This is a genomic window from Pedobacter roseus, assembly GCF_014395225.1.
Taxonomy (GTDB): Bacteria; Bacteroidota; Bacteroidia; order Sphingobacteriales; family Sphingobacteriaceae; genus Pedobacter; species Pedobacter roseus.
Genome location: NZ_CP060723.1, coordinates 3310439 through 3333592 on the forward strand (window position 1 = coordinate 3310439; position 23154 = coordinate 3333592).

27 protein-coding genes are annotated in these 23154 nt (G+C 39.5%); 15 read left to right on the forward strand and 12 right to left on the reverse strand.

Annotated features, from left to right (window positions below):
• Positions 1-10: 10 nt before the first annotated feature.
• Genes H9L23_RS13715 through H9L23_RS13730 form a run of 4 tightly spaced genes read right to left on the reverse strand, consistent with a single transcriptional unit; the run spans position 11 to position 1846 of the window.
• Positions 11-592 (reverse strand): peroxiredoxin-like family protein, encoded by a 582-nt coding sequence (locus H9L23_RS13715; protein ID WP_187590949.1) that lies wholly within the window; start codon positions 590-592, stop codon positions 11-13.
• A gap of 47 nt (positions 593-639) precedes the next feature.
• The gene (locus H9L23_RS13720) at positions 640-918 is read right to left on the reverse strand and encodes a hypothetical protein (protein ID WP_187590950.1); all 279 of its coding nucleotides are present in this window, start codon (positions 916-918) and stop codon (positions 640-642) included.
• Positions 919-978: 60 nt separating this feature from the next.
• Positions 979-1245, reverse strand: a complete 267-nt coding sequence (locus H9L23_RS13725) for a zf-HC2 domain-containing protein (RefSeq protein ID WP_187590951.1) — start codon at positions 1243-1245, stop codon at positions 979-981.
• A 1-nt stretch (position 1246) separates the two neighbouring features.
• Positions 1247-1846: a sigma-70 family RNA polymerase sigma factor gene (locus tag H9L23_RS13730; RefSeq protein ID WP_187590952.1), complete on the reverse strand. Its 600-nt coding sequence runs from the start codon at positions 1844-1846 to the stop codon at positions 1247-1249.
• 130 nt (positions 1847-1976) lie between these two features.
• Here H9L23_RS13730 and H9L23_RS13735 point away from each other — a divergent pair, with 130 nt between their 5' ends.
• Genes H9L23_RS13735 through H9L23_RS13745 form a run of 3 tightly spaced genes read left to right on the forward strand, consistent with a single transcriptional unit; the run spans position 1977 to position 4294 of the window.
• Complete coding sequence (locus H9L23_RS13735; protein WP_223190980.1) at positions 1977-2765, forward strand: DUF1223 domain-containing protein; 789 nt, start codon at positions 1977-1979, stop codon at positions 2763-2765.
• A 37-nt stretch (positions 2766-2802) separates the two neighbouring features.
• Positions 2803-3519, forward strand: a complete 717-nt coding sequence (locus H9L23_RS13740; RefSeq protein ID WP_187590954.1) for a cytochrome b/b6 domain-containing protein — start codon at positions 2803-2805, stop codon at positions 3517-3519.
• The gene (locus H9L23_RS13745) at positions 3503-4294 is read left to right on the forward strand and encodes a molybdopterin-dependent oxidoreductase (protein ID WP_187590955.1); all 792 of its coding nucleotides are present in this window, start codon (positions 3503-3505) and stop codon (positions 4292-4294) included. The genes H9L23_RS13740 and H9L23_RS13745 overlap by 17 nt, the downstream gene beginning before the upstream one ends.
• 51 nt (positions 4295-4345) lie before the next feature.
• On the opposite strand, the gene H9L23_RS13750 is transcribed toward H9L23_RS13745, so the two are convergent.
• Positions 4346-4528 (reverse strand): Sec-independent protein translocase subunit TatA/TatB, encoded by a 183-nt coding sequence (locus H9L23_RS13750; RefSeq protein ID WP_138821906.1) that lies wholly within the window; start codon positions 4526-4528, stop codon positions 4346-4348.
• A 156-nt stretch (positions 4529-4684) separates the two neighbouring features.
• On the opposite strand from H9L23_RS13750, the gene H9L23_RS13755 reads away from it, so the two are divergent.
• From H9L23_RS13755 to H9L23_RS13810, 12 genes are all read left to right on the forward strand, one after another.
• The gene (locus tag H9L23_RS13755) at positions 4685-4915 is read left to right on the forward strand and encodes a hypothetical protein (protein WP_187590956.1); all 231 of its coding nucleotides are present in this window, start codon (positions 4685-4687) and stop codon (positions 4913-4915) included.
• A 139-nt stretch (positions 4916-5054) separates the two neighbouring features.
• Positions 5055-6170, forward strand: a complete 1116-nt coding sequence (locus H9L23_RS13760; protein WP_187590957.1) for an XdhC family protein — start codon at positions 5055-5057, stop codon at positions 6168-6170.
• Entirely contained in the window at positions 6171-6761 is a 591-nt protein-coding gene (locus H9L23_RS13765) for a nucleotidyltransferase family protein (protein WP_187590958.1), read from the forward strand.
• Complete coding sequence (moaA, locus tag H9L23_RS13770) at positions 6758-7738, forward strand: GTP 3',8-cyclase MoaA (protein WP_187590959.1); 981 nt, start codon at positions 6758-6760, stop codon at positions 7736-7738. The genes H9L23_RS13765 and moaA overlap by 4 nt, the downstream gene beginning before the upstream one ends.
• 7 nt (positions 7739-7745) lie before the next feature.
• A complete protein-coding gene (locus H9L23_RS13775; protein WP_187590960.1) occupies positions 7746-8924 on the forward strand; it encodes a molybdopterin molybdotransferase MoeA in 1179 nt (392 codons plus the stop codon).
• A gap of 3 nt (positions 8925-8927) precedes the next feature.
• Positions 8928-9668 carry a sulfite exporter TauE/SafE family protein gene (locus H9L23_RS13780; protein WP_187590961.1) on the forward strand — a complete coding sequence of 247 codons (741 nt, stop codon included), beginning with the start codon at positions 8928-8930 and terminating at the stop codon, positions 9666-9668.
• 1 nt (position 9669) lies between these two features.
• Positions 9670-10167 carry a molybdopterin-binding protein gene (locus H9L23_RS13785; RefSeq protein WP_187590962.1) on the forward strand — a complete coding sequence of 166 codons (498 nt, stop codon included), beginning with the start codon at positions 9670-9672 and terminating at the stop codon, positions 10165-10167.
• A gap of 4 nt (positions 10168-10171) precedes the next feature.
• Positions 10172-10405 (forward strand): MoaD/ThiS family protein, encoded by a 234-nt coding sequence (locus H9L23_RS13790; RefSeq protein ID WP_187590963.1) that lies wholly within the window; start codon positions 10172-10174, stop codon positions 10403-10405.
• 5 nt (positions 10406-10410) lie between these two features.
• On the forward strand, positions 10411-11517 hold the full coding sequence (locus tag H9L23_RS13795; protein WP_187590964.1) for a ThiF family adenylyltransferase: 1107 nt from the start codon (positions 10411-10413) through the stop codon (positions 11515-11517).
• Between the two features lies 1 nt (position 11518).
• Positions 11519-11962, forward strand: coding sequence for a molybdenum cofactor biosynthesis protein MoaE (locus tag H9L23_RS13800; protein WP_187590965.1), 444 nt, complete (start codon positions 11519-11521; stop codon positions 11960-11962).
• Between the two features lies 1 nt (position 11963).
• Positions 11964-12872 (forward strand): bifunctional molybdenum cofactor biosynthesis protein MoaC/MoaB, encoded by a 909-nt coding sequence (gene moaCB / locus H9L23_RS13805; protein WP_187590966.1) that lies wholly within the window; start codon positions 11964-11966, stop codon positions 12870-12872.
• Between the two features lie 698 nt (positions 12873-13570).
• Positions 13571-13912 carry a hypothetical protein gene (locus tag H9L23_RS13810; RefSeq protein WP_187590967.1) on the forward strand — a complete coding sequence of 114 codons (342 nt, stop codon included), beginning with the start codon at positions 13571-13573 and terminating at the stop codon, positions 13910-13912.
• 1 nt (position 13913) lies between these two features.
• Here H9L23_RS13810 and H9L23_RS13815 read toward each other — a convergent pair whose 3' ends face one another.
• The 7 genes from H9L23_RS13815 to H9L23_RS13845 form a co-directional block, all read right to left on the reverse strand.
• Positions 13914-14585, reverse strand: coding sequence for a hypothetical protein (locus tag H9L23_RS13815; RefSeq protein ID WP_187590968.1), 672 nt, complete (start codon positions 14583-14585; stop codon positions 13914-13916).
• Between the two features lie 246 nt (positions 14586-14831).
• Entirely contained in the window at positions 14832-15020 is a 189-nt protein-coding gene (locus H9L23_RS13820) for a cold-shock protein (RefSeq protein WP_090503206.1), read from the reverse strand.
• Between the two features lie 136 nt (positions 15021-15156).
• The gene (locus tag H9L23_RS13825; protein WP_187590969.1) at positions 15157-15432 is read right to left on the reverse strand and encodes a hypothetical protein; all 276 of its coding nucleotides are present in this window, start codon (positions 15430-15432) and stop codon (positions 15157-15159) included.
• Positions 15433-15697: 265 nt separating this feature from the next.
• Complete coding sequence (locus tag H9L23_RS13830; protein WP_449426755.1) at positions 15698-18121, reverse strand: DUF4982 domain-containing protein; 2424 nt, start codon at positions 18119-18121, stop codon at positions 15698-15700.
• 20 nt (positions 18122-18141) lie between these two features.
• Complete coding sequence (locus H9L23_RS13835) at positions 18142-20682, reverse strand: membrane or secreted protein (protein WP_187590971.1); 2541 nt, start codon at positions 20680-20682, stop codon at positions 18142-18144.
• Between the two features lie 138 nt (positions 20683-20820).
• Entirely contained in the window at positions 20821-21873 is a 1053-nt protein-coding gene (locus H9L23_RS13840) for a glycoside hydrolase family 53 protein (RefSeq protein ID WP_223190981.1), read from the reverse strand.
• Between the two features lie 168 nt (positions 21874-22041).
• Positions 22042-23151, reverse strand: coding sequence for a SusE domain-containing protein (locus H9L23_RS13845; RefSeq protein WP_187590972.1), 1110 nt, complete (start codon positions 23149-23151; stop codon positions 22042-22044).
• Positions 23152-23154: the final 3 nt, after the last annotated feature.

Below are 23154 nucleotides of genomic sequence, written 5' to 3' on the forward strand. Positions count from 1 at the left end.
TATAAGTTTCTTAAAGTTTCGAAAGCAGAAGCTGTACCGAAGCCCTTTTTTGATAATTTGGGTCGAAATGAACATACCTGATCTTACCCGATCGATCGATAATATAGGTTGCTGGTACAGGTAGCGTATGGCGGTTATTACCATTGTTAGCTTCCAAATCGATTCCATAACCTTTATACTTGGTAAAAGTTGCTTCGTCCATCATAAAATTCACCCCATAAGCTTTCATAATTTCGTCGTCTTTATCCTGCACAATCGAAAAGCCTGCTTTGGTCTTTTTAATGGTTTTATCAATGTTTTCTTTGGTTTCGGGCGTTACACCGATTACATAAGCATCTTTTGCACTCAGCAGGTTTAAAGAATCCTGAAGTTCTTTAATGTGTTTGTTGCAATACGGGCACCACTGCCCGCGGTAAAAAAACAGTACAACAGAACGGTGTGTTTTAAGTGCAATTTTCAGGCTCACCGTTTTACCATTTTGATCGATCCCGGTAAATATTGGGGCCTTATCTCCTTCTTTTAATCCTTTTTGAGCTTTTACCTGTAACGAAACAGCAACAATTAAGCTTAGAAATAGTATAATTTTTTTCATGTTAAGTGATTAAATTTAGGGAGGTTTTAACCTCCCTAAAGCTGTTTTTACATTTTACTTTTCGACATTTTATCTTTAGCCATTTTGTCTTTAGCCATCTTAGATTTCTCCATTTTGGCTTTTTTCATCGAATCGGTTTTCATTTTGTCCATTTTACTTTTTTCCATTTTATCCATCTTCTTTTTGTCCATTTTTTCTTGTTTCATTTTAGACATTTTTTCCTGAAGCGGACTATTTGCTGAAGCAAAAGTTGGTAACGAAAGACTAGCCACAACTAAAGTAGCCATAAACAATTTTCCTGCTGATTTTAAGATTTGATTTTTCATGTTGTTTTGTGTTTTATTTATCGCTTAGTCGAAGCAAAAATTAAAACCTTACAATTAAAATCAATTTTTATTTATTTCTTTTTCAATATTTTCTTTCAGTGTTTTTTTAAAGGCTTCGTCGAGTTTAAAATCCTCGTTATTAAAGCCCACAAACACCTGGTTAATTAATATACTTTGTTGCTGATAAATTTTACAAACGGAGCAACCGGCCAAATGGATACGCAATTGCAGGGTTTCGGAAGCAGTAATTTTTCCTGCAAGCTTTTTTTCGATCAGAAAAGTAGCCTGATTGCAATTATAAATGATGTTTTTCAGTGCGCTTTTCATATCAGTTCCAGTTTTTTTGAAGGCAGGCCCTCAGGTTAAGTTTCGTGCGGTGCATAATTACCCAAAAATTAGCCGACGTAAGTTTAAGTTCAGAACAGATCAGTTCCGAGGCAAGATCGTCCAGATGTTTCATCGAAAACACCGAAAACCATAATCCGGGGAGCTTGCTTAAGCATCCATTCAGTATTGCCCCAAGTTCTTTCATCAGCAAGGGATTATCCACCTCTAATCCAAATGCCTGCGGACGGTATTTTTCATTCCAATGGCCAGTGTCTGCATCAAAAAAATCCTGCTGTTCCTGCACAGCATCCTTTTCTTTTAGCTCTTTTAAGCCACCTGAAGAACGTTTCCGGTAAAAATCAGCAATCTTATTTTTTAAAATGGCGGTGAGCCAGGTTTTCTCGTTACTGTTTCCCTTAAAACGCTCCGCCTGTTGCAAGCCGGCCAAAAAGGTATCCTGCACCAGATCTTTGGCCACTTCTTCATCCCGCAGCCTCGACATCGCAAACCCATATAAATAGTCAGCATATTTTTCAACCCAGCTTAGTGGATCTGAATGAAGTTTTTCGGCCTTTATATCCTGGCCAGTATCGTTTTGCATCTTTTTAGATTATCTTGTATAAATATAATGCTTAATCCTTTAGTCGCATGCGGGACCACATCCTTACAATTATTTTATTTTTTCTGTAAGGATTGTAAATCAGAAACGACTAAACTTAAAATTGATGACCATGATCAGAAAAATAGCATTGCCCCTGTTGTTGATAAGCGTTATTAGCGTTGCTTTTACTGCAGACCTTAACACTACACCAAAATCCACTGATACCGGTTTTGCAGTTGTAGAACTTTTTACTTCTGAAGGCTGCTCAAGCTGTCCACCAGCCGATGCATTACTGGCCGAGATTGAAAAGGAAACCCCAAAAAAACCTGTTTATCTGCTTGCTTTCCATGTAGATTATTGGGACAGGCTGGGTTGGAAAGACAGCTTTAGCAATGCAAAATTTTCTGCCCGACAGAATCAATACGCCAATTGGCTCAACCTTAAAACGATATATACTCCTCAGGTAGTGGTAAACGGAAGTATGGAATTTATCGGTTCGGATGAAAAAATTTTGCGGAACAGTATCAATGCAATGCTTGCAAAACCATCAACAGATCATTTAGAAATCTCATTAGGGAAAACCGACAAACACAACCTCACTTTAAATTATAATACCAATCAGCAAACCAATGGTTATATGCTTGCAGTTGCTTTGGTAACGCAAAAAGCGAGCAATAAAGTTTTAAAAGGTGAAAATAAAGGTAGAACACTTAGCCATGTTCAGATTGTACGGCAGTTTGACACTTTTCAGCTGCAGGGCAAAACCAATGGATCGGTAAATGTGCAGGTAGATCAATCAAACGGAGAAATTTCCTCAGAACTGATCGCTTTTTTACAGCACACCAAAACGGGTAAAATTACCGCAGCATCAAAACTAAATACATTGTTAGATAGCCAATTAAGCAATAAATCCAAATAATAAGCTTTTGCATTTATCAGTTATAAACCGCCCCATCATGAAAGTAATCAAAGAAAAACATTCGCTTTTAATGCGGTGGACACATTGGGTAAATTTCCCTGTACTTACCATTATGATCTGGAGCGGATTGTTCATTTATTGGGCAAACGATGCTTATGGCATTTCCATTTTCGGGTTTACGCTTATTAAATTTTTCCCCGAATGGTTTTATGATTATTTCCATATTCCACAGCGTTTGGCCGAAGGAATGGCCTTTCATTTTCTGTTTATGTGGTTCTTTTTCATCAACGGACTGCTCTATATTATTTATACCGTTTTTTCGGGCGCATGGCGTGAGCTTTTGCCTAATAAAAACTCGTTTAAAGAAGCGTGGCTGGTGTTACTACACGATCTTCATATCCGAAAAACGGTTCCCCCGCAAAAGAAATATAATGCGGCACAGCGGATAGCCTATACTGCCATCATTTTTATGGGCTTAGGCTCAGTGATTACAGGATTAGCCATTTACAAACCCGTACAATTTTACTGGATCTGCTGGTTATGTGGTGGCTATCATTTTGCCCGAATCCTCCATTTTGCATTAACGATAGGTTATGTATTTTTCTTTCTGATCCACATTGTTCAGGTGGCGCTGGCCGGCTGGAATAATTTTAGGGCTGTAATTGCCGGATTTGAAGTGGTGGAAGATCAGGCTCAGCCGAGAGTTCAGGAATTAACGATTGAAACTGAAGATAAAGATGAAAACAAATCATAAAAAAACGGTTAAAATTCCTTTAACCGTTGATCAAAAAATAAGAAGACGTACTTTTATTTCCTTCGGTACTTTTTTAGCGCTCGGAAGTGGTGCTTATGTAGGCTGGAAATGGCTTTTAAATGCTCCTGAAGAAACAGCTGGTATTACAGGAGGCGCAAGAGTCCCTTTACGCAGGGCTTTAAACAAAACAGAACTCTTTTTCCGCAACTTCTTCAGCAATAAACACCTGGTTAAAACTTATCCGGTAGACCGGGCGGCTAAAAACCCAAGAATAAACAGTTTGATTGGTATCGAAGATGATGAAGACTTCGATATTGCTGCATGGAAACTACAGGTTAAACTTAATAACCAGAAAAACAGGTACATTACCATAGAAGAGATAAAAGCCTTACCCAAAACTGAAATTGTATACGATTTTAAGTGTGTGGAAGGTTGGGACGAGATCCAACATTGGGCAGGAGTAAAATTGAGTGATTTTCTAACACATTTTCAACTCGGAAACGAAGCAGAAAAACAATATATGGGTTTGGAAACCCCAAATGGCGCCTATTATGTGGGTTTAGAAAGAGAAAGCATATTGCATCCCCAAACGCTTTTGGCTTATGAAATGAACGGTAAAGCCATTAGTACCGAACATGGGGCGCCTTTAAGGTTGATTATACCTGTAAAATATGGCATCAAAAACTTAAAAAGGATCGGAATGATGTCTTTTAGCAATAGCCGGCCAAAAGATTATTGGGCGGAGCAGGGTTATGATTATTATTCAGGATTATAGCTGATCTGGAGATAAATAACCTCCAGATCAAACCATCGGGCAATTGAATTATTAAGCCTGTTTCGGAACTTCAGGTTTATCTTCTTCCTGCCCGGCTTTAAATTCTTTTATTCCTTTACCAAGGCCTTTCATTAATTCGGGGATTTTTTTGCCGCCGAACAATAATAAAACAGCAACTCCAAGAATAATCAGTTCGGGGCCTCCCAACAGGGCGGCGATGGTTGTATTTAACATTTTGCTTTCAATTTAAGTGATTCTTTTACACTTACGTTTAAAACATCGCTTCGGTTCTCCGTAAAGGATTTAAAATATTTTTAAAAAAATGATTTTATTTAAAGTAAAATCTAAAGTGATACGTCTACAGCTACAACAAACCTAAAAATCTTCTTTATGATAGCCGTTTTCAAAACAAATGTATCCTCAGATAGCGAGTTAAATGAAATCAGCCCTTTGCTGAACAGCCGCTTTAAAGAAATTAAATGGAACATCGATCTGTGGGACAGCGATAAAATCCTCCGCGTAGATTCGCCGAGAGACTGGACTAAAGAAATTACAGCGCTTTTTAACAGCATTGGTTTACGCTGTGTTAACCTGGAGATTTTTCATTCGGAGCCTTTTTGATTCTTAAGAGAAATCGATAATATTTTTTCCCCAGAAAATAATTCTAACTTGGCTTTAAATTGGAGTGCTAAAGTGGGATGTCTTTCTGCTTTTTGTAATAGATTATCATTAAATTGCCATTCTATTGCATCAATCCCTAATGAAAGAAATTACCGATATAATTAAAGCATACCAAAAAGCGACAAAGGATAGGAAAAAAACAGCTTTGGCTACGGTAGTTAAGGTAGAAGGTTCTTCGTACCGCCGGCCAGGTGCCAGGATGCTCATTACCGAAGATGGCCAGTTAACCGGTGCGATAAGCGGTGGCTGTTTAGAAGGCGATGCCTTACGGAAAGCCCTTTCGGCCATTGTACAGCAAGAAAACAAACTGATTACTTACGATACCACCGACGAAGATGATGCCAAATTTGGCGTACAGTTAGGTTGTAACGGCATTGTACATATCCTTTTCGAGCCCATTATAGAAGAAGATCAATTAAACCCCATTGCCATTTTAACAACATTACAAGCTAAAAGGGAAGATGCCGTGCTGGCAATACTTTTTAATTTGAATGGAAAGCAACAATTGGGCACCAGCATGTTGTTTAAAAAAGATACTATTCTATCAAAAACACCAAAGGAAATTGAAGAGGACATCATCAATGACGCCAGAGAAGTTTTCGCCAATAAAACAACAACATTTAAAGTTTATCCTTATGGTGACCAGGAAATAGATGCTTTTATAGAACTCATTCACCCTCCTGTTTCGTTAATCGTTGCCGGTGCTGGAAATGATGCACAACCCCTGGCCGAAATGGCTTACCTTTTGGGCTGGGAAGTAAGCATTATTGATGGCAGGCCTACCCATGCCACCACACAGCGCTTTGCAAACGCCACCAAAATTGTGGTAAGTAAACCAGATAATGTGCTAAGCCAGGTTGATATTGATGAGCAAACAGCTTTTGTATTGATGACGCATAATTACAATTACGACCTCGAACTGCTAAAATATTTATTAAATACCAACGCGCCTTATATTGGTACATTAGGACCAAAGAAAAAACTGATCAGGATGCTGGAGGAACTGCACCTCGCCACACCTGAAAATAAAACTCGTATATACGGTCCAATCGGTTTGGATATAGGTGCCGAAACAGCTGAAGAAATTGCCATTTCCATCCTGGCAGAGATCAAATCAGTATTTACGGGTGCATCGGCAATTTTCTTAAAAGAGAAAAAGAACCCCATCCATGTTTATGGATTAACCAATAATTAGATGGATACCACAATCATCATTTTGGCAGCAGGTAATTCCTCCCGCATGGGAACGCCAAAGCAATTGTTAGATTATAAAGGCAAAACGCTGCTTCAAACTGTGATTGATGAAGCTTTAACAGCAAATAACACTCCACTTACTGTGGTTTTAGGCGCAAATGCGGAAGAAATATTAGCGAAACACCAAAACAATCAGGTTAATTTCATAATCAATAAAGATTGGGAAAGCGGGATGGCATCAGGCATTGTTGCCGGACTTTCATCCGTGATAGAAAAAAATGACAAAACACAAAGTATCATTATTGCAGTAGCCGATCAGGTTTTTATAAAAATGAGTACCTTTAATAACTTGATCGAAAAGCATCATAAAACTGGTAAAAACATGATTGCCAGTGGCTATGCCGGTACGATCGGCACACCGGTTCTCTTCGGAAAAGTTTATTTTGATGCACTTTTATCACTCAAAGGAACTGAAGGGGCAAAAAAACTACTCAAACAATATCCACAGGATGTAGAAACCGTAGTTTTTGAAGGTGGTGAAATTGACATTGATACAGAAACCGATTACAACAATTTAATCAGCCAGCAATGATAGCAGATACCTTCGGAAGAATACACGATTACCTGCGGATATCGCTTACGGATAACTGCAATTTTCGCTGCTTTTATTGCATGCCGGAGGAAGAGTACGATTTTACCCCTGCTTCGAGGTTGATGCAAACCGATGAAATTATCAAACTGGCAGAGATTTTTGTGGCCAATGGCGTTAAAAAAATCAGACTAACAGGCGGTGAGCCATTGGTAAGAAAAGATGCCGCCCATATTATCTCCGCACTGGGCAAACTTCCGGTAGAATTGGTAATTACCACCAACGGTACACGCATTGCAGAAATGCTTCCGGTATTAAAAGAGGCGGGCATTAAGACCATCAATATCAGTTTAGATACCCTACAGCCCGAAAAGTTTTTTATGATTACCCGTAGGGATGTATTCCATCAGGTACGCAGCAATATCGAACTGTTACTGCAACATAAAATCAGGGTGAAGATTAATATGGTGGTAATGAAAGGCCTAAACGATAACGAAATCAACGATTTTATCAGCTGGACCAAACATAATCCCATCCAGGTACGCTTTATCGAATTTATGCCTTTTAACGGCAATAGGTGGACAAGTAACCAGATGTTTTCTTTAGCCGAAATTCTTGCACTTGTTGAAAAGGATTTTACGGTATTGCCTATTAAAGGGGAACAGAACGATACGGCCAAACATTTTATGATCCCTGGTCACGAAGGTTCTTTTGCCATCATCAGCACCATGACGCATCCTTTTTGCAGTACCTGCAACCGCATGCGCCTAACCGCAGACGGGAAATTAAAAAACTGCCTGTTTTCAGATACCGAAACTGACCTCCTTACTGCATTGAGAAAAAATGAAGAAGTACTTCCCTTAATACAATCGGCAATTTGGAGCAAAAAAAAGGCTTTAGGTGGTCAATTAGCCAGCGATTTCGAAAAAATAGATGCCACAACCATTCAAAACAGAAGTATGATTACCATTGGAGGATAAAATTTTCATGATCAGCGTTAAAGAAGCAAAAAACCTCATTTCTCAACATATCAGTCCTTTAAATCCAATTAATATCGACCTTTCAAAAGCAGCCGGTCATACTTTGGCGGCCGATGTTTATGCCAGATTCGATATTCCGGCCTTTTGCCAATCTTCTATGGATGGTTATGCCTTAAAATTTGAAGATCATAAAAAAACGCTCATTTTAGTTGGCGAAATGGCCGCAGGAACGGCTAAAAACATCACCATCCAAAACGGAGAAACGAGCAGGATTTTTACTGGTGCCCCATTACCCCAAGGTGCCGATACCGTGGTAATGCAGGAAAAAATAACACGTTTGGATGGAACAATCACCCTACAGGATCCTAACTTAAAATTGGGTTTAAATACACGGGATAAAGGTTCAGAAATTAAAGCCGGGGCATTGGCCATGGAAAAAGGCAGTTTGCTTAGTCCTGCCGCCATAGGTTTCCTCGCTGGTATTGGTGTAAACGAAGTAACAGTTTACCCTATGCCCAAAATATCGATTATTGTAACCGGAAAAGAATTGCAAAAACCAGGCATGCCCCTGGCATTCGGTCAGGTTTACGAATCGAATTCCTATTCACTTTCTGCCGCGCTAAAACACGAAGGCATAAATCAGGTCAATATTTACGAAGCTGACGACGATCTCGAAATCCTTATAAAAGTATTGCAAACAGCAATAACAAACAGCGATGTAGTTTTACTTACAGGTGGCGTTAGTGTAGGCGATTACGATTTCGTGATCGAAGCAGCGGCCCATTGCGGTGTTAAACAGATCTTCCATAAGGTAAAACAGAAACCAGGCAAACCACTGTTTTTTGGAACACATGGTGAAAAATTAATTTTCGGACTTCCGGGAAACCCATCATCGGTATTAAGCTGCTATTACAATTACGTATTGCCGGCTGTTAAAACATTATCTCAAAAAACAAACAGTGTAATTGAAGTAGAAGCAGAACTTACACACCCCTATACAAAGCCTGCAGGTTTATCACATTTCCTAAAAGGGAAGTATGAAAATGGAAAAGTTACACCTCTTGGTGCGCAGGAATCGTACCGTTTAAGTTCATTTGCGCAGTCTAATTGCCTTATCTGCCTCAACGAAACACAGGAACATTTCGAAAAAGGCGACACCATAACTGTAATTATTTTACCAAACTAAACCATGCAAGAAAGTTTTATCCTATTTTACTGTTTACTTTTTATCGTTGCCTTTTTATATGCCTCTGTGGGGCACGGCGGTGCCAGCGGTTATCTGGCGTTAATGGCCATTTTTGCCATTTCGCCAGCCATTATGAAACCAACGGCATTATTGCTTAATCTTTTTGTTTCTTCTACATCTTTTATCCAGTTTTACCGTGGCGGGCATTTTAAATGGAAAACCTTTTGGCCTTTTGCCCTTGCCTCTATCCCACTCTCTTTTATTGGCGGTATGATGGCGATTGAAAGTTCCATTTATAAAAAGATTTTGGGTGTGCTTTTACTCATCCCCGTAATCCGTTTTTTCTTTTTCAAAAACACCGATCCAAAAGATCTTAAACCTTCAAATATTCCTTTATCGCTGGCTATTGGCGGTATTATTGGCCTGCTTTCGGGTATGATCGGTATTGGTGGTGGAATTATCCTTTCGCCGGTGCTGCTACTCTTAAAATGGACCGATCAGAAACAAACAGCAGCCATCAGTGCGGCTTTTATCTTCGTAAATTCTGTGGCAGGTTTAGGTGGCCAATTGATTAAAGGCTTTGAATTTAACAGCCACATGCTCGCTTATGTGGGAGTTGCATTTGCTGGTGGCATCTGTGGAGCTTATTTTGGTGCCTTAAAATTCCCTCAAACCGTTTTAAAAAATGTTTTGGCCTGTGTATTGGCATTGGCTGCTTATAAATTACTATTTACACATGCATAATATGAAATTTACGATCATCGCACTATTATTTTTTGGTTTTAGCGCAAAAGCTCAGGAAAGCAAACAATTTACCATAGAAGGAAAGGTTAAAGCACCATTAACCGTTACTTTAGACAATTTAAGCAGCTATAAATCCGTTAATTTGGATAGTATGACTATTTTTAACCACCTGATGCAGCGTAAAAGCAGCATTAAAAACATTAAAGGCGTGCTTTTAAAAGATATTTTGGCCAAAGTAGAAATTGATGCCAATTCGCCCAAAACATTGAGCGAATATTACCTCGTTTTTACCGCAACGGATAATTATAAAGTGGTGTATTCGTGGAATGAGATTTTCAATTCTTCAACCGGAAACCAGATATTAGTATTAAAAAGCTATGATACCGACCCGGCAAAGGCCGAAAAAGGAAATATTGCCATGATTACACCAAGTGATTTCGCTACGGGAAGAAGATTTGTAAAAGGATTGAGTAAAATTAGCATCTTACAGGTAAATTAGCAGCATGGAAATCGAAATCATCAGTTTTGGCCAGATTACTGAATTTATCAAGCATCAAAAAATTGATATCGCCGGAATCACCGATACTGAAACCTTTAAACGATACATCGAAAATCAATTTCCTGCTTTAAAAGGCATGAAATACAAACTTGCCCTTAACAAAAACATTGTTCAGGAGAATACCGAAATCACAAAAAAGGCTGTTATAGCCATTATGCCCCCTTTTTCTGGTGGTTAAATGATATGAGTGCAGAGCGATATAACAGACAAATTATCCTGAAAGGATTCGGGGAGGAAGCACAACAACAGCTTTTAAGGGCAAAAGTATTGGTTATTGGTGCGGGTGGTTTGGGCTGCCCGCTGCTGCAATACCTTGCAGCAGCGGGCATTGGCCATATTGGAATTGTAGATGATGATACCATTTCGTTATCCAACCTGCACAGGCAGATCCTGTACACCACCGCAGATATCGGAAAGTTAAAAGTGGAGGTCGCAGCAAAGCGCCTCCAGGAAATGAATACCCAGATCGGGATCATCCGTCATCCGATACGTTTACAAAAAAACAATATCCTCGATATTGTATCCAGATACGATTTTATCCTGGATGGTACCGATAATTTCGAATCGAGGTATCTGATCAACGATGCCTGTGCACTGCTTAATAAACCGCTTATATTTGCTGCAGTTTCAGGTTTTGAAGGTCAGTTGGCCATATTCAATACACCCGATCACTTAAGGCCGAGTACCAATTACCGCGATCTTTTCCCCGTGCCACCCAATAAAGGAGAAATACCGAACTGTGCAGAAAATGGTATTATCGGTGTACTACCGGGTATTTTAGGTACTATGGCGGCAGCAGAAATTATTAAACTGATTGCTAAAATCGGTCAGCCGCTCACCAACAAAATATTAAATTATAACTTACTTACACAAGAACAATATACCATCAATATCAGTCACGGAAACGGTTATACATTACCCAAAACGGTTGATGAATTTTTAAATATGGATTATCAGGATACCAGCGAAGGACCACAGGGATATATAGAAATTGATGCCAGCGAACTGGTAAAACTGCAACAGTCAGAATCTACCATTTTAATCGATGTGCGCGAAAAACACGAAGTTCCGGTACTGGATAAACAGATTTACACACAGGTACCCATGTCGGAGTTTGGAGCATTCTTAAATAAAGAATTTTACCAAAAACACGTGGTTTTAATCTGTCAGCACGGCATTAGAAGTGTTGCTGCCGCAGAGGCATTGCAAGAAAAATACGGTGATGCCAAAAAAATCTATAGTTTAAAAGGTGGTATTGTAAAATGGAGAGATCATTTTCTCAAATCCTAAGATGAGCGAAAAAACGATAAAAAACATATTTGTTAACGGGCCAATTGAGCCTGCTTTTATAGCCGACAGCATTGCAAAGCACAGCAGCAAAACCGCTATTGGGGGCCATAGTATTTTTATGGGTCAGGTGAGAAAAGATGAGATTGATGCCAAATTTGTTGCTGCGATTGAGTATACTGCTTATGAAGAACTTGCCCTCGAAAAAATGCACCAGATCAGGGAAAGCATTTTCGAAAAATACCCGCTCAACTGTATGCACATTTACCACAGTTTAGGTACAGTTAAAACAGGCGAGATCTGCCTTTTTGTTTTCACCTCTTCAGCGCACCGAAAACCTGCAATGGAAGCCTGTACGGAAGTAGTAGACCGTTTAAAAGCCGAATTACCAATTTGGGGCAAAGAAATATTCGAAGACGAAACACATCAGTGGAAAGAAAATACATAACATGGTAAACATCACCAAAAAATCCAACACGCTGCGCATCGCCATTGCCACCGCTACGGTAAAAGTATCGAAGCAGGAAACCATCGATGCCATTGAACAACGTAAAATACCCAAGGGAGATGTTTTTGAATTTGCACGTGCAGCAGGATTATTCGGCGTAAAAAAAACCAGTGATGTAATTCCTGATTGCCATCCCCTACCAATCGAATATACAGCCATTACTTACCAAATTGAGGGTTTAACCATCATTATTACCGTTGAAGTACACACCATTTACAAAACAGGAGTAGAAGTTGAAGCCATGCATGGTGCTTCGGTTACAGCTTTAACCATGTATGATATGTTGAAACCTATTGATAAGGGTGTGGAGATCGAGCACATCAGGTTACTAAAAAAATCTGGCGGAAAATCTGACCTTAAAAATGTAAAATTCCCTGAAATAAAAGCCGCTGTAGTCGTATGTTCGGATTCAGTATTCGGAAATAAAGCACAGGATACTTCCGGCAAAGCCATTATTTCGCGTTTAGAGCAATGGGGAATTAATACACAGAAATATGAAATCGTTCCGGATGAAATCGATGCAATTAGAATTAAGGCTATCGAATTAAATAAAGCGGGTTTTCAACTGGTTATCTTTACTGGTGGTACCGGACTCTCGCCCCGCGATGTAACACCAGAAGCTATTGCACCTTTAATTGACCGCAATATTGAAGGTATTATGGAAACTGCAAGGCGTTACGGACAGGAGCGCATGTCCTACGCCATGCTTTCGCGCGGTGTAGCAGGTTTTATAGGCCAAACATTGGTATTAACCTTCCCTGGATCAAAAAGTGGTGCTGAGGAAAGTATGGATGCGCTTTTTCCACAGGTTTTACATTTGTTTAAAGTAATTAAGGGAGATAAGCATTAAAATGTTCTCCTGTGGTAGATCGCCAGCCAATTGATTATTTAGTTACAATACGTTGATGTTGGTGCGCCACCAACCTAGGAGTCGAATTAAAAACGATAACATTAATAAGTTCTCTGGCTGGTGGCTCGCCAGCCAATGATTAGCTATCGGATGGAGCGCAGCGAAATGGAGAAATCTTTGAACTTATTAATAAACTCCTTATTTGCATTAAGATTCCCGCCTGCGCCTATCGTGTGGACACATCTTCTTAGTCATCATCTAAGGCGCTATGCTAGCTTGCTTTGAAATAATACAGACCTTACCGAATGACGCCGTCAATCCCAAGGGCTGGTAAATCAAAAAAACAGTTGTACAACAGTACAAATCGCACTTCCAAACCTCAAACGCAGTGGTTTTGTGTTTCATATTTGCAAACATCATTAACCTTGTACTAACAAACAAAACAAAGTGCCACTGTTTTTTTGATGTGTATGGGGTATGTGTAAAAGGCCCCTTGCTGGATTGACAATGCGCTTTGGGTACTTTGGCGCTCCAAAGTACTATGCCCTCGCGGCACAGAGCAGTAGAAGAATATTATAATTAATTGTGTCCACACGATAGACACAGGCGGAAAGACGAATTCGTTTAAACCAAAAAATATTAAATCTAAACAGCAAAAATCTCTTTTGTGATAAAAAATTAAGTCTTATTTTTGCCGGATGTCGTCCAAATACAAAACCTTATATTTTTTTCAAAATATCGATACCGCTATCCTAGAAATCCAACGTCTCGATCTGCCCGACAATGCAGATGCAGAAGCAACTTACCACTGGCTTTATTATGATAAGCTTACAGGTTCTTTGATTAAATTATGGTTCAGATCGATGGATTCTTCTACTGAAATTGAAGAACGTTATTTTGAGCAGGGTTATCTTAAATTCAATAAAACAGAGGCTACATATATCGAAAAGCACAATTCTTCGCAACAAAAGCTTAATAACATGGGTAATAGAGCCCTCGGTGAAGAGATTAGTACGTTATTGGAAAATTACCTGAAATAATTTAAGCCATTTCGGGTAGTTCCGACTCAAGTCCAACTTTACTTAACGGGTACCTTGAAATATGAAATGTTTTAAGGGAACTACGAAATTGAGGATACCATTCTTCGTTTTGCATCTTTTCTAAAAGTTGAGTGCAAGAAAGTACATCGGCATCAGCCTGATTTAATGCTTTTGCCACATAGCTTACCACTTCCCATATACCTTCCATCATAAAAAACCTAAAAGTGGATAGAATTGCCGACCATTGCACTTTTTTGGCCTGTAACAGAAAAAACCTCGAAACGGGACTGCACAAACGTTTAAAGGCCATATAATCTTCTTCTGCTCCTTCAAGATCTAAAAGTCCGTCGCTGTAAGGTAGATTTACAATTTCAGCCTCAATTTTATCAAGACCATGGTAATAAACGCTCCCTGCACATATAGAAGATATGGATATTAACGATAAATGATCATAAATTTCGGGATGCATTTTCAATTTGCCATTGCGTACAAATATGAGTCCGCCCTTTTTTGCGGTACCCATCTGCGTGTTCATCGCCGATAAACTTAAAAGCTCAAATTCGGCTTCAAAGTTTAACGCCATTACAAACTGTGCCGCGGCCATAAAAGTGCCCCGATCAAGAGGTTTGTTGCTGATAACAGGTTCCTGAATTGAAAAAATAGAAAGTTGCAAAAAATCTTAATTTGTTTAGTTCCGGCCGAGTAGATCGACAATAGCAAAAATAAAAATCCAATCCACAAAACAACGATGTAATACGCAGTTAAAATAGTTTAAAACGGTAATTGGCTAGAAATGAGAAAGAAATTTTTTCAGCCTTTTTGTTCAGTAAATAAATCATTTGATTTAAATAACAGGATACTGAATTTTGGACAAAAAAAAAGCAGGACTAAATCCTGCTCAAAATCTTTTGGGGAAGAATTAAACAACTCTTACTTTCACTGCATTAAGGCCTTTTTTGCCTTCTTGAACTTCGTATTCAACTGTATCATTTTCTCTGATTTCGTCAATCAGGCCTGATGCATGCACAAAAATCTCAGATCCGTTTTCTTCTTTAATGAAGCCAAAGCCTTTTTCTGAGTTAAAAAATTTTACTGTTCCGTTTTTCATTATACTGGATGTTTTTAAATTAAAATTCAAAAATAGGATTAAAACCCAAAAACCAAAATTACTGGCAAACAAAATTGAGTTTACGGCAAAAAAAGATTTAAAACAGCAAAATTTGAAAATATTAAATTGAATCTCTCTACTTAAGTGAAGAATACCAATTGATGGGATGCGATCTTAAATTCATTCCATCACTTTCAATGTGATAAAGGATAATTGGCATGCTGAAATCAACAAATCGCTCTACTTTACGGGAGAGTTTGCCCAGAAAATCCATGCTGGATATTCCTTCTTTTAAATGAACATAAATTACACTGCCTGTTTTAAATTCAAAGCGCTCCACCACTCCCGGCCACTCTGCTTTTATCCTGGTGAGGAAAGCTTTGATTTTGGTTTCTTCTTTTAGATTTTCCATAAGCTTATCAGGGTTTTTATGAATATATGCTAATTTAAAAAATTATTCCAGATAAGATTAAAATGTAACAGTACCTATACAATTCTACATGTATTTACTGTTGATATAAAATACAATGAAGAATCTTTAATTAATGGCTAAATTCTACCCTTCATCGTCATTCCCGTGCAGGCAGGAATCCTAATGCCACTTACCATCTAATCACCTTATTAAAGCATTAAGATTCCCAGTCGGGCTGGGAATGACGCGACCAATTAACTCCTGATTACTTCACTGAAACAATTTCTACATTTCCGGTTTGCAATCCTTTTCCTTTCACACTCAATTGAATTGTACCATCTTTTTTGCCCGATTGAACCACCACTACCAGCTTTCCGCTGAACAATTTCATGGTTGGTTTTACAAAAGATTCTAATGAAGTGGCATCGCCATTACAAACTGCTTTGAATGCACCAGCTCCTTTTACTTCAAAATTTAAAGCATTGGTTGCTGTTGGGCAGGGTATTCCATTTTTATCAACAACTGATACCGTTACGAAAGATAAATCTTTGCCATCAGCGCTAATTTGTTTTTTATCTGGCGTTAATACAATTTTATAGGGTTTACCCGCTGTAGTGATCTTTTCTTCTGCCACTGGCTTTCCGTTGCCATCAAGGGCTACTACTTTTAAAGTCCCTGGCTCATATTTAACATCCATCCACATCAACCGGTAACGGTTCTGCGGGCTTGATTTATCTTTTTTCCGCACCCCTAAACTTTTTCCGTTTAAGAAAAGTTCGGCGCTATCGTAACTGGTGTACACAAAAACGGGCGTGGTTTGGCCTTCTCTTCCCTCCCAGTTCCAGTGTGGAAGTAAGTGAAGCGTGGGTGCTGTTTTATTCCAGCGACTTCTGTACAGGTAATAACGGTCTTTAGGTAAACCTGCAAGATCAGAGATTCCAAAATATGAACTTCTTGATGGCCAGCTGTTATCGTAAGGTGTGGGTTCGCCAAGATAATCAAAACCTGTCCAAACAAACTCCCCGATCACCCATGGTTTATCATCCTGCATTACAAAATCATCGTCAGGAACATTAGACCAGCTGCAATATTCCAGGTCGTAAGAAGAGGATTGAAAATCGGGATACTGTTTATCAAAACCTTTTACAACAGGAAATTTATAGATCCCCCTTGAGCTTACGGTTGATGCGGTTTCTGATCCCAAAATAAATCCCTGCGGAAAAACTTTATTGGCTTCCTCGTAAAGATGTACCCGATAATTTAATCCGGGAATATCCATCAGCGCCCCAAAACCTGATTGCATTGTTGCCTTCACCTGATCCATGCCAACAGTAACCGGACGTGTTGGATCTTCGCGGTGGAAGATTTCCTGCAACCATTTGGCTCTCTTAACTCCTTCGCCACCAAACTGATCCGGCACTTCGTTCCCCGAACTCCACATTACGATACAAGGGTGGTTTTTATTCGCCTGCACCAGGTTTACAATGTCTTTTTCAGCATCGGTATTAAAATACAGGTGGTAACCATTTTCTACCTTGGCTTTCGCCCATTCATCAAAACTTTCGGCAAGGAACATAAAACCCATTTCATCACACAATTCCAGTTGCTCTGGTGAAGGCATATTGTGCGAACTACGGATGGCATCGCAACCCATTTCTTTTAAGATGGTAAGTTGCCTTCTTAATGCAGCTGTATTAATGGCCGTTCCAAGCGGCCCAAGGTCGTGGTGTAAACAAACACCTTTAAATTTTCTTACTTTACCGTTCAAACTAAAGCCGATGCCCGGGCTGAAATTGATTGTTCTGACCCCTAATCTTGTTTTTACGACATCTTTCAATACATTTCCTTCATAAACACTCGATACTGCGGTATACAAATATGGGCGCTCCGGACTCCAGAGAACAGGGTTATTGATTTCTAAATTCTGATCAGCCTCATTCCCAAAAATACCCTTTGCAGTATCAATAGCCACCTGCTTACCCAAACTATCTAAAATCTGCGTAACCAAACGCATACCTTTACCGGTTAATTTAGTTTTGATGTTTACTTTGGCAAATTCTCTTTTAACAATTGGCGTAGTAACAGTGATCCCCCATTGATCGATGCTTTTTTCTTCTTTAATAATTAAATGTATGTTACGGTACAAACCTGCTCCCGGGTACCAACGCGACGATTTTGCCATATTCTTCAGGTGAACGGCCAATAAATTAGCATTCGCTTTTAGGTCATTGGTAATATCGATATAAAAGTAATTGTAACCATAGTTCCATTGGCCAACCAGTTTTCCATTGAGGTAAACACGTGGTTCGCTCATGGCACCATCAATTTGCAGCAAAACTTTTTGGTTTGGTTTAAGTGCCGGAAGACTGAGCTTTTTCCTGTACCAACCTTCACCGATATAAGGCAAAGCTCCGGTTCTACCTGTTTTCTCACTGGCTTTGGTTTCTCCATTTTGGGTAATTGCGGTTACCTGTTTATCTATTTCTTTATCAAATGGCCCGCTAATGGCCCAATCATGTGGAACAGTTACGGTTTCCCAACGCGAATCATTAAAACCAGCTTCGGCAGCATTTGGGAAATTTCCTTTTGAGAATTTCCAGCCTTCATCTAACAGGATTTCGGTTCTTTGGGCAGCGGCATTTAAATAAGCAAGGCTAACCATAAAAATGGTAAAAAGTATTTTCTTCAATCGGAACATGTAATTGACGGTTATTTTAAATAAATAGATTCGATAGCAATATTGATTGGTTTGGGACTAGCCCCATAACCAAAAGTAATTTCGAGCTTTTCGGCATTTTTTAAGTCGAATGCAGCTTTGTTTGGTGATTGATAATAAAGTGGCAAAAAGCCAGGATAAGGACGCGGAAGCAATAATTGCGCATCATTTTTAAGCTGATTTAATGGAATTTCGATCAGTTGAAAATCTTTTCCCGCAAGGATTTCGGTGGAGAAGAAATGGGCATCGGTATCAATTAAGCCCATCTTAACTTTAGTGTTTTCGATATTTGCCTTTATTTTGATGACCATTTTGCTCAAATTATTCAGTTCCGAAGCTCTTCCAGTCATTTTATCAACGAAAAAGCTTTGAAAACCCATCAGTTGGATACTTTTAGGTATATTAATAGATAGCTTCATACTTAAAACAGATGGATTTTCATCTGAAACGTATTCTATTTTACTATTTCCCCAATCTGGATTATAAATATTACTGTTTTCCCCATCTAAAGCTGCATTGAAGATTTCTACCCTGGCATTTTTAGCTGCAACATAAGTCTGGTAGCTTTCGGGTTCGAGCTTATCCCATGCATTTGGATTTCCATTTACACGGCCCGGAAAAGTAATGTAATCCCCATTAGCCTTATGGATAATAATCTGGTATTTTAGTAAACCATCTTTAACCAGTTCAGCAGGAATTGTAGCGGCATATTCGTACTCCCGTTTTTTTTGTAAAGGAATATTTTGCCAGCGGTTTGCGCCATTAAATTGAATAAAAGCAGAATCTTTTGCGGTTAGGCCTGTAATTTCTGCCTGGAGCTGAATGGCTATACCTGCCGAAATTGCTCTTAAAGGCTGATGTTTAACAAATACATCTCCTTTTGAAGCTTTGGGGGCAACAAATTCGCCCAAGGTAATATTCTGATAACTGCTTTGCGCATTTAGATTGGTTTTCTGGTTTTTCTTTACCAACAGATAAGTTCCGGGAGAAACATTAAACCCATTTTTAACAGCTGCCGAATTAACCGTATTACCTTGATTTAAGCCCATAATTGTAAAATTGGAGCCTAAATCGGGCAGATCGATATCCATTGGCAAGGTAGACCAAATGATCCGTGTAACTTCTTTTTCAGGCGAAGCTTTTTCAAAAGGATCCCTGATCTGAACCGCATCAGGCATCACTTCCAAACGCCATACTCCGGCAGCCACCTGATCGATAAAGTAAGCTCCCCTACCATCATATTGAACAATTTTTGAGCTTCCAACCCCCGCAATATGTTTTAGTTTTTTGGCATTAATTATTTTCGAAGAGGTGGAATTAGTGTAATAAAATTCTTCGGCAGTATTCATTTCGCTCAGTGAATTTTTATAATCAATTTTGAACGGGCCTAAGGAATTGCCATTATTTAACGTATCTAAACGTAATGTTTGATGAAAAACCTTTGAAGCAATTAACATACTAATTGCTTTTGAAGGTGTATAAGCCAGGTTTAAATAATGGGTTTGATATTCGGTATTGGCATAAGCAGTTGCCATGGGATCGTAGGCAAATTGCGTGGCCCATTGAAAACCAGCTGCCCTGAAACTTCTGGCCATTGCCGGATACATGATCGGCGCCATTACATCACCCGCATCAAATTCGTACACCGCTTTAGCGCGGTTTTTAAACGTGGGAATGGTATCGAAAGGAATTTTGTACTTTGCTACATTGGGCAGGTAATTGCCTTGCAGCGTATGGCCGGCAACCAAGCCTGTTGGGTACCATTGGAAGGTATGTCCCTGAACATTTGCCTTTACAATGGCATCGGCATACCAGGGCGATTCGCTGATATTATAGAAAATAGGTTTAGTCCAGCCGACACTTTTTATGGCGGAGGTCATGCGGTTTACATATTCCGTAGCTCTTTCTTTTGGCCCGCTGTGATGAGGTTCGTTATTGATTTCTGCAGCCAAAATATCAACATCCTGCTGATAGGTTAAACCCGTGTAAGGATTTTTATGTTTAAAGAACTGTTTCAGGTAATTTTCCTGTGCTTTAAAAGCTTCTTCGCTTACTACCGATTTATCTTTACCATATTTATTAGCAAAACTGCCTGTTTTTTCATCCTTCTCCGGATATCCGTTTCCCCAAAAAGCAATTGGCGTAACCAAAGTTTTAATTTTACGTTTTTTAAGTTCGGCCAGCAGAAAATCGAAAAGGCGCAAATGTTCATTATTGATCAGGTTTCCTTCAGCATCCGATATTTCCTGGTCCCAAACATGTACACGGAAGGCATCCAAACCCAAACGCGAAAAATGATATACATCATCTTTTATCGCTTGTTCGGCAGTTACACCCATCCTTACAATGGCCCTGTTACCGTAAGCAAAGGGTGCGGTATAGTTTGTACCGAAAAAAGCGGCTTCTTTATGGTCTTTCTCCCAACGGATTACACCCGATGCATCTACATAAACACCCTGTTTATTTTGGGCATGAACAACAATTGCCATGGCGGCAAAAGCAACGGAAAGCGACAGTTTTTTGAGTAAAATCATAAACATTTTTTTTAGTCGGGATTTGCAATCCTGACTTTATTAATTACGGATTTAAAATCTGTACCAGTTATAGCCTTTTAAATGTCCTCACGAACCATGGCAACATGCCTCATGCCTGTCCCCTTTATGGGTTGGGGATTAAGGCAAAAATGCATCCATTGCAACCGTTGGTTTGCCCGAATCATCAAAAGCGCCCAATTTATAACCGCTCCAGTTATTGTAAGATTGCGGTTCCCAATAGAAAACCCCTAAGCCTTTGTTATTTGGCAACGATTTATTCTTCACGATTAAATCTTTAATAAACGCTTTGCAGGCTACTGCTTCTGAAACTGGCATTCCCAATTCGCAAATCATTACTTCCGATCCGTATCGCGAAACCATATCAGTCATATTGGCCAAACACTGGGTATTTTTTGTCGACCAGTCTGCCGCGGTAGGGTACATCGACATGCCGACTACATCCCATTTTGCACCATTATTCTTTAAGCCATCAAATATCCACCTAAATAAGCTGTTATCGTAACCATTGGAGATATGCACCACCACTTTCGAGGTCGGATTTACCGCTTTTACACCATTATATCCCGAAAGTACCAAATCTGCAAAGTTTTTCATACTTGTAGATGCTTTTCCATCGTTCCATAACATGCCGTTATTGGTTTCGTTGCCTACCTGTACCCATTCTGGCACAATTTTATTGTTTTTTAAAACCGTTAAAACCTCAACTGTATGGTTATAAACTGAAGTTTTCAGGGTAGCAAAATCTTGCGAAGCCCATGCGGCAGGTTTGTTTTGCTGTGCTGGATCTGCCCACGAATCGCTGTAATGAAAATCGATCAGTAAACGCATGTTCATGGCTTTTGCCCTTTTTGCCTTAGCCAAAACATCGGCGGTATTGCAATAACCGGCAGCCGGATTCACCCAAACCCTCAATCGAATGGTATTGATGCCTTTATCTTTCAGAATCTTCAATAAATCCTGTTGTTCACCTGCAGCATTGTAAAACTTCTTGCCTGCTGCTTCCATTTCCGTCAGCCAGCTTACATCGGCTCCTAAGGCATAAGTGCCTACCGGATCGGGAGCAGGATAAATCTGCGTTTCGCCTTTAACCGATTTTTTGCAACCTGTATTAATCAAACTGAGCATTATTATAAGGCCCAGCCAGTTGATGGTTTTTATTTTTTTAATCATTTCTATATTCTTAAGCAAGTTTGAACTTAATCTTTGTATTATAGTTTATTCTAAATCGCCCGTCATTCCCGCGCAGGCGGGAATCCCAATACTCCATATACCTGCCAGCGCTTTAAGGTTCCCAATCGACCCGATAGCTATCGGGTTGGGAATGACGAAACGAGAAATTTATTTAATCGAATAAGTATAATTTCCGTCACCGGCACTTAAATCTAAAGTAACGGTGAAAACACCTGTTTTGCTAACCGGGATATTAATACCGCCCCAGGTTGGTGCACCTGCATAAACCAAAGCTCCATTGGCATCTACTTTATAACTGATATCGTAACCGCCATTACAGGTAAATACGAAAGTTTTTCCTGCGGTTAAGGCAACATTTGCGGCCACCCATTTACCGGTTGTTGCATTATATATCAATGGGGTTGATGAAGTGCTCCAGGCATTGTCATCACCAGAGATAAAGAATTTTACGGGCGTATAGGTAATGGTTAATGCATCTACATCGGCATTTACTTTCATGTAAGCCGGTGCTGGCGTAAGGTATAAATTACCGCCGGTTAAGCTCATGGTTGTTGAAGTACCTCCCCAACCGTACACTTTCGCATCTTTTGTTGATACCAGCTGAAAAGCGTCGCCACCATAGCCATCGGCATTTGGTAAATTTAAATATCCCTCATATTTTGAATTGAATTTAGCTGAAGTAAGTACAAAACCATTTGTCCTTGCGGTTGGTGTTTTCCAGGAATTGCCTCCTTTTACCATCAACGCCGGATATTCGATGGTAGCTTTGTATGGATTAACCGTCATGGTTAAGCTTGAGTAGATTGGTTTGATGGTAGAAGCCGTTCCTGTATTTTGGGTTACTTCTGCTTTTAACCTTACAACTAAGGTACTTACGGCACCTGTTGGCAATAACAATTGATTGGCCAGAAGCGAATTAAAATCGGCACCCAAATAAGCTTTTTCTAAAGTACCTGTTGCAAGTTTAACGCTTATTGCATTTGCCCAGGCATTTGCGCCTAAGGTATCTGAAGGTATATCAAACTCTAAAGAATAAGTTGGGATCACACTTACGCCAAAGTTTGCCGCCTTAAAACTGAAAGTAACTACATTGGTGGCATCAGTGGCTGAAGTTAATACCACAGCGGCTGCAGAGCTTTTAAAAGCGAGACTGCCTGCACCTGGCGGGGTAACTACATTTGTGCTATCATCTTTTTTGCAACCGAAGAAAAGGCTGACTAAAAGCAAAGTATATAGGATATGAATAGATTTTTTCATGAT

Bases quoted from the DNA above. Each gene is read 5' to 3' on its own strand.
- moaA (WP_187590959.1), top strand. From the start codon at position 6,758: ATGATAGCAGATACCTTCGGAAGAATACACGATTACCTGCGGATATCG.
- H9L23_RS13730 (WP_187590952.1), bottom strand. From the start codon at position 1,846: ATGCAAAACGATACTGGCCAGGATATAAAGGCCGAAAAACTTCATTCA.
- H9L23_RS13790 (WP_187590963.1), top strand. From the start codon at position 10,172: ATGGAAATCGAAATCATCAGTTTTGGCCAGATTACTGAATTTATCAAG.
- H9L23_RS13785 (WP_187590962.1), top strand. From the start codon at position 9,670: ATGAAATTTACGATCATCGCACTATTATTTTTTGGTTTTAGCGCAAAA.
- H9L23_RS13750 (WP_138821906.1), bottom strand. From the start codon at position 4,528: ATGTTAAATACAACCATCGCCGCCCTGTTGGGAGGCCCCGAACTGATT.
- H9L23_RS13720 (WP_187590950.1), bottom strand. From the start codon at position 918: ATGAAAAATCAAATCTTAAAATCAGCAGGAAAATTGTTTATGGCTACT.
- H9L23_RS13765 (WP_187590958.1), top strand. From the start codon at position 6,171: ATGGATACCACAATCATCATTTTGGCAGCAGGTAATTCCTCCCGCATG.
- H9L23_RS13735 (WP_223190980.1), top strand. From the start codon at position 1,977: ATGATCAGAAAAATAGCATTGCCCCTGTTGTTGATAAGCGTTATTAGC.
- H9L23_RS13800 (WP_187590965.1), top strand. From the start codon at position 11,519: ATGAGCGAAAAAACGATAAAAAACATATTTGTTAACGGGCCAATTGAG.
- moaCB (WP_187590966.1), top strand. From the start codon at position 11,964: ATGGTAAACATCACCAAAAAATCCAACACGCTGCGCATCGCCATTGCC.
- H9L23_RS13835 (WP_187590971.1), bottom strand. From the start codon at position 20,682: ATGATTTTACTCAAAAAACTGTCGCTTTCCGTTGCTTTTGCCGCCATG.
- H9L23_RS13745 (WP_187590955.1), top strand. From the start codon at position 3,503: ATGAAAACAAATCATAAAAAAACGGTTAAAATTCCTTTAACCGTTGAT.
- H9L23_RS13810 (WP_187590967.1), top strand. From the start codon at position 13,571: ATGTCGTCCAAATACAAAACCTTATATTTTTTTCAAAATATCGATACC.
- H9L23_RS13795 (WP_187590964.1), top strand. From the start codon at position 10,411: ATGAGTGCAGAGCGATATAACAGACAAATTATCCTGAAAGGATTCGGG.
- H9L23_RS13775 (WP_187590960.1), top strand. From the start codon at position 7,746: ATGATCAGCGTTAAAGAAGCAAAAAACCTCATTTCTCAACATATCAGT.
- H9L23_RS13780 (WP_187590961.1), top strand. From the start codon at position 8,928: ATGCAAGAAAGTTTTATCCTATTTTACTGTTTACTTTTTATCGTTGCC.
- H9L23_RS13820 (WP_090503206.1), bottom strand. From the start codon at position 15,020: ATGAAAAACGGAACAGTAAAATTTTTTAACTCAGAAAAAGGCTTTGGC.
- H9L23_RS13825 (WP_187590969.1), bottom strand. From the start codon at position 15,432: ATGGAAAATCTAAAAGAAGAAACCAAAATCAAAGCTTTCCTCACCAGG.
- H9L23_RS13715 (WP_187590949.1), bottom strand. From the start codon at position 592: ATGAAAAAAATTATACTATTTCTAAGCTTAATTGTTGCTGTTTCGTTA.
- H9L23_RS13840 (WP_223190981.1), bottom strand. From the start codon at position 21,873: ATGATTAAAAAAATAAAAACCATCAACTGGCTGGGCCTTATAATAATG.
- H9L23_RS13760 (WP_187590957.1), top strand. From the start codon at position 5,055: ATGAAAGAAATTACCGATATAATTAAAGCATACCAAAAAGCGACAAAG.
- H9L23_RS13755 (WP_187590956.1), top strand. From the start codon at position 4,685: ATGATAGCCGTTTTCAAAACAAATGTATCCTCAGATAGCGAGTTAAAT.
- H9L23_RS13845 (WP_187590972.1), bottom strand. From the start codon at position 23,151: ATGAAAAAATCTATTCATATCCTATATACTTTGCTTTTAGTCAGCCTT.
- H9L23_RS13725 (WP_187590951.1), bottom strand. From the start codon at position 1,245: ATGAAAAGCGCACTGAAAAACATCATTTATAATTGCAATCAGGCTACT.
- H9L23_RS13740 (WP_187590954.1), top strand. From the start codon at position 2,803: ATGAAAGTAATCAAAGAAAAACATTCGCTTTTAATGCGGTGGACACAT.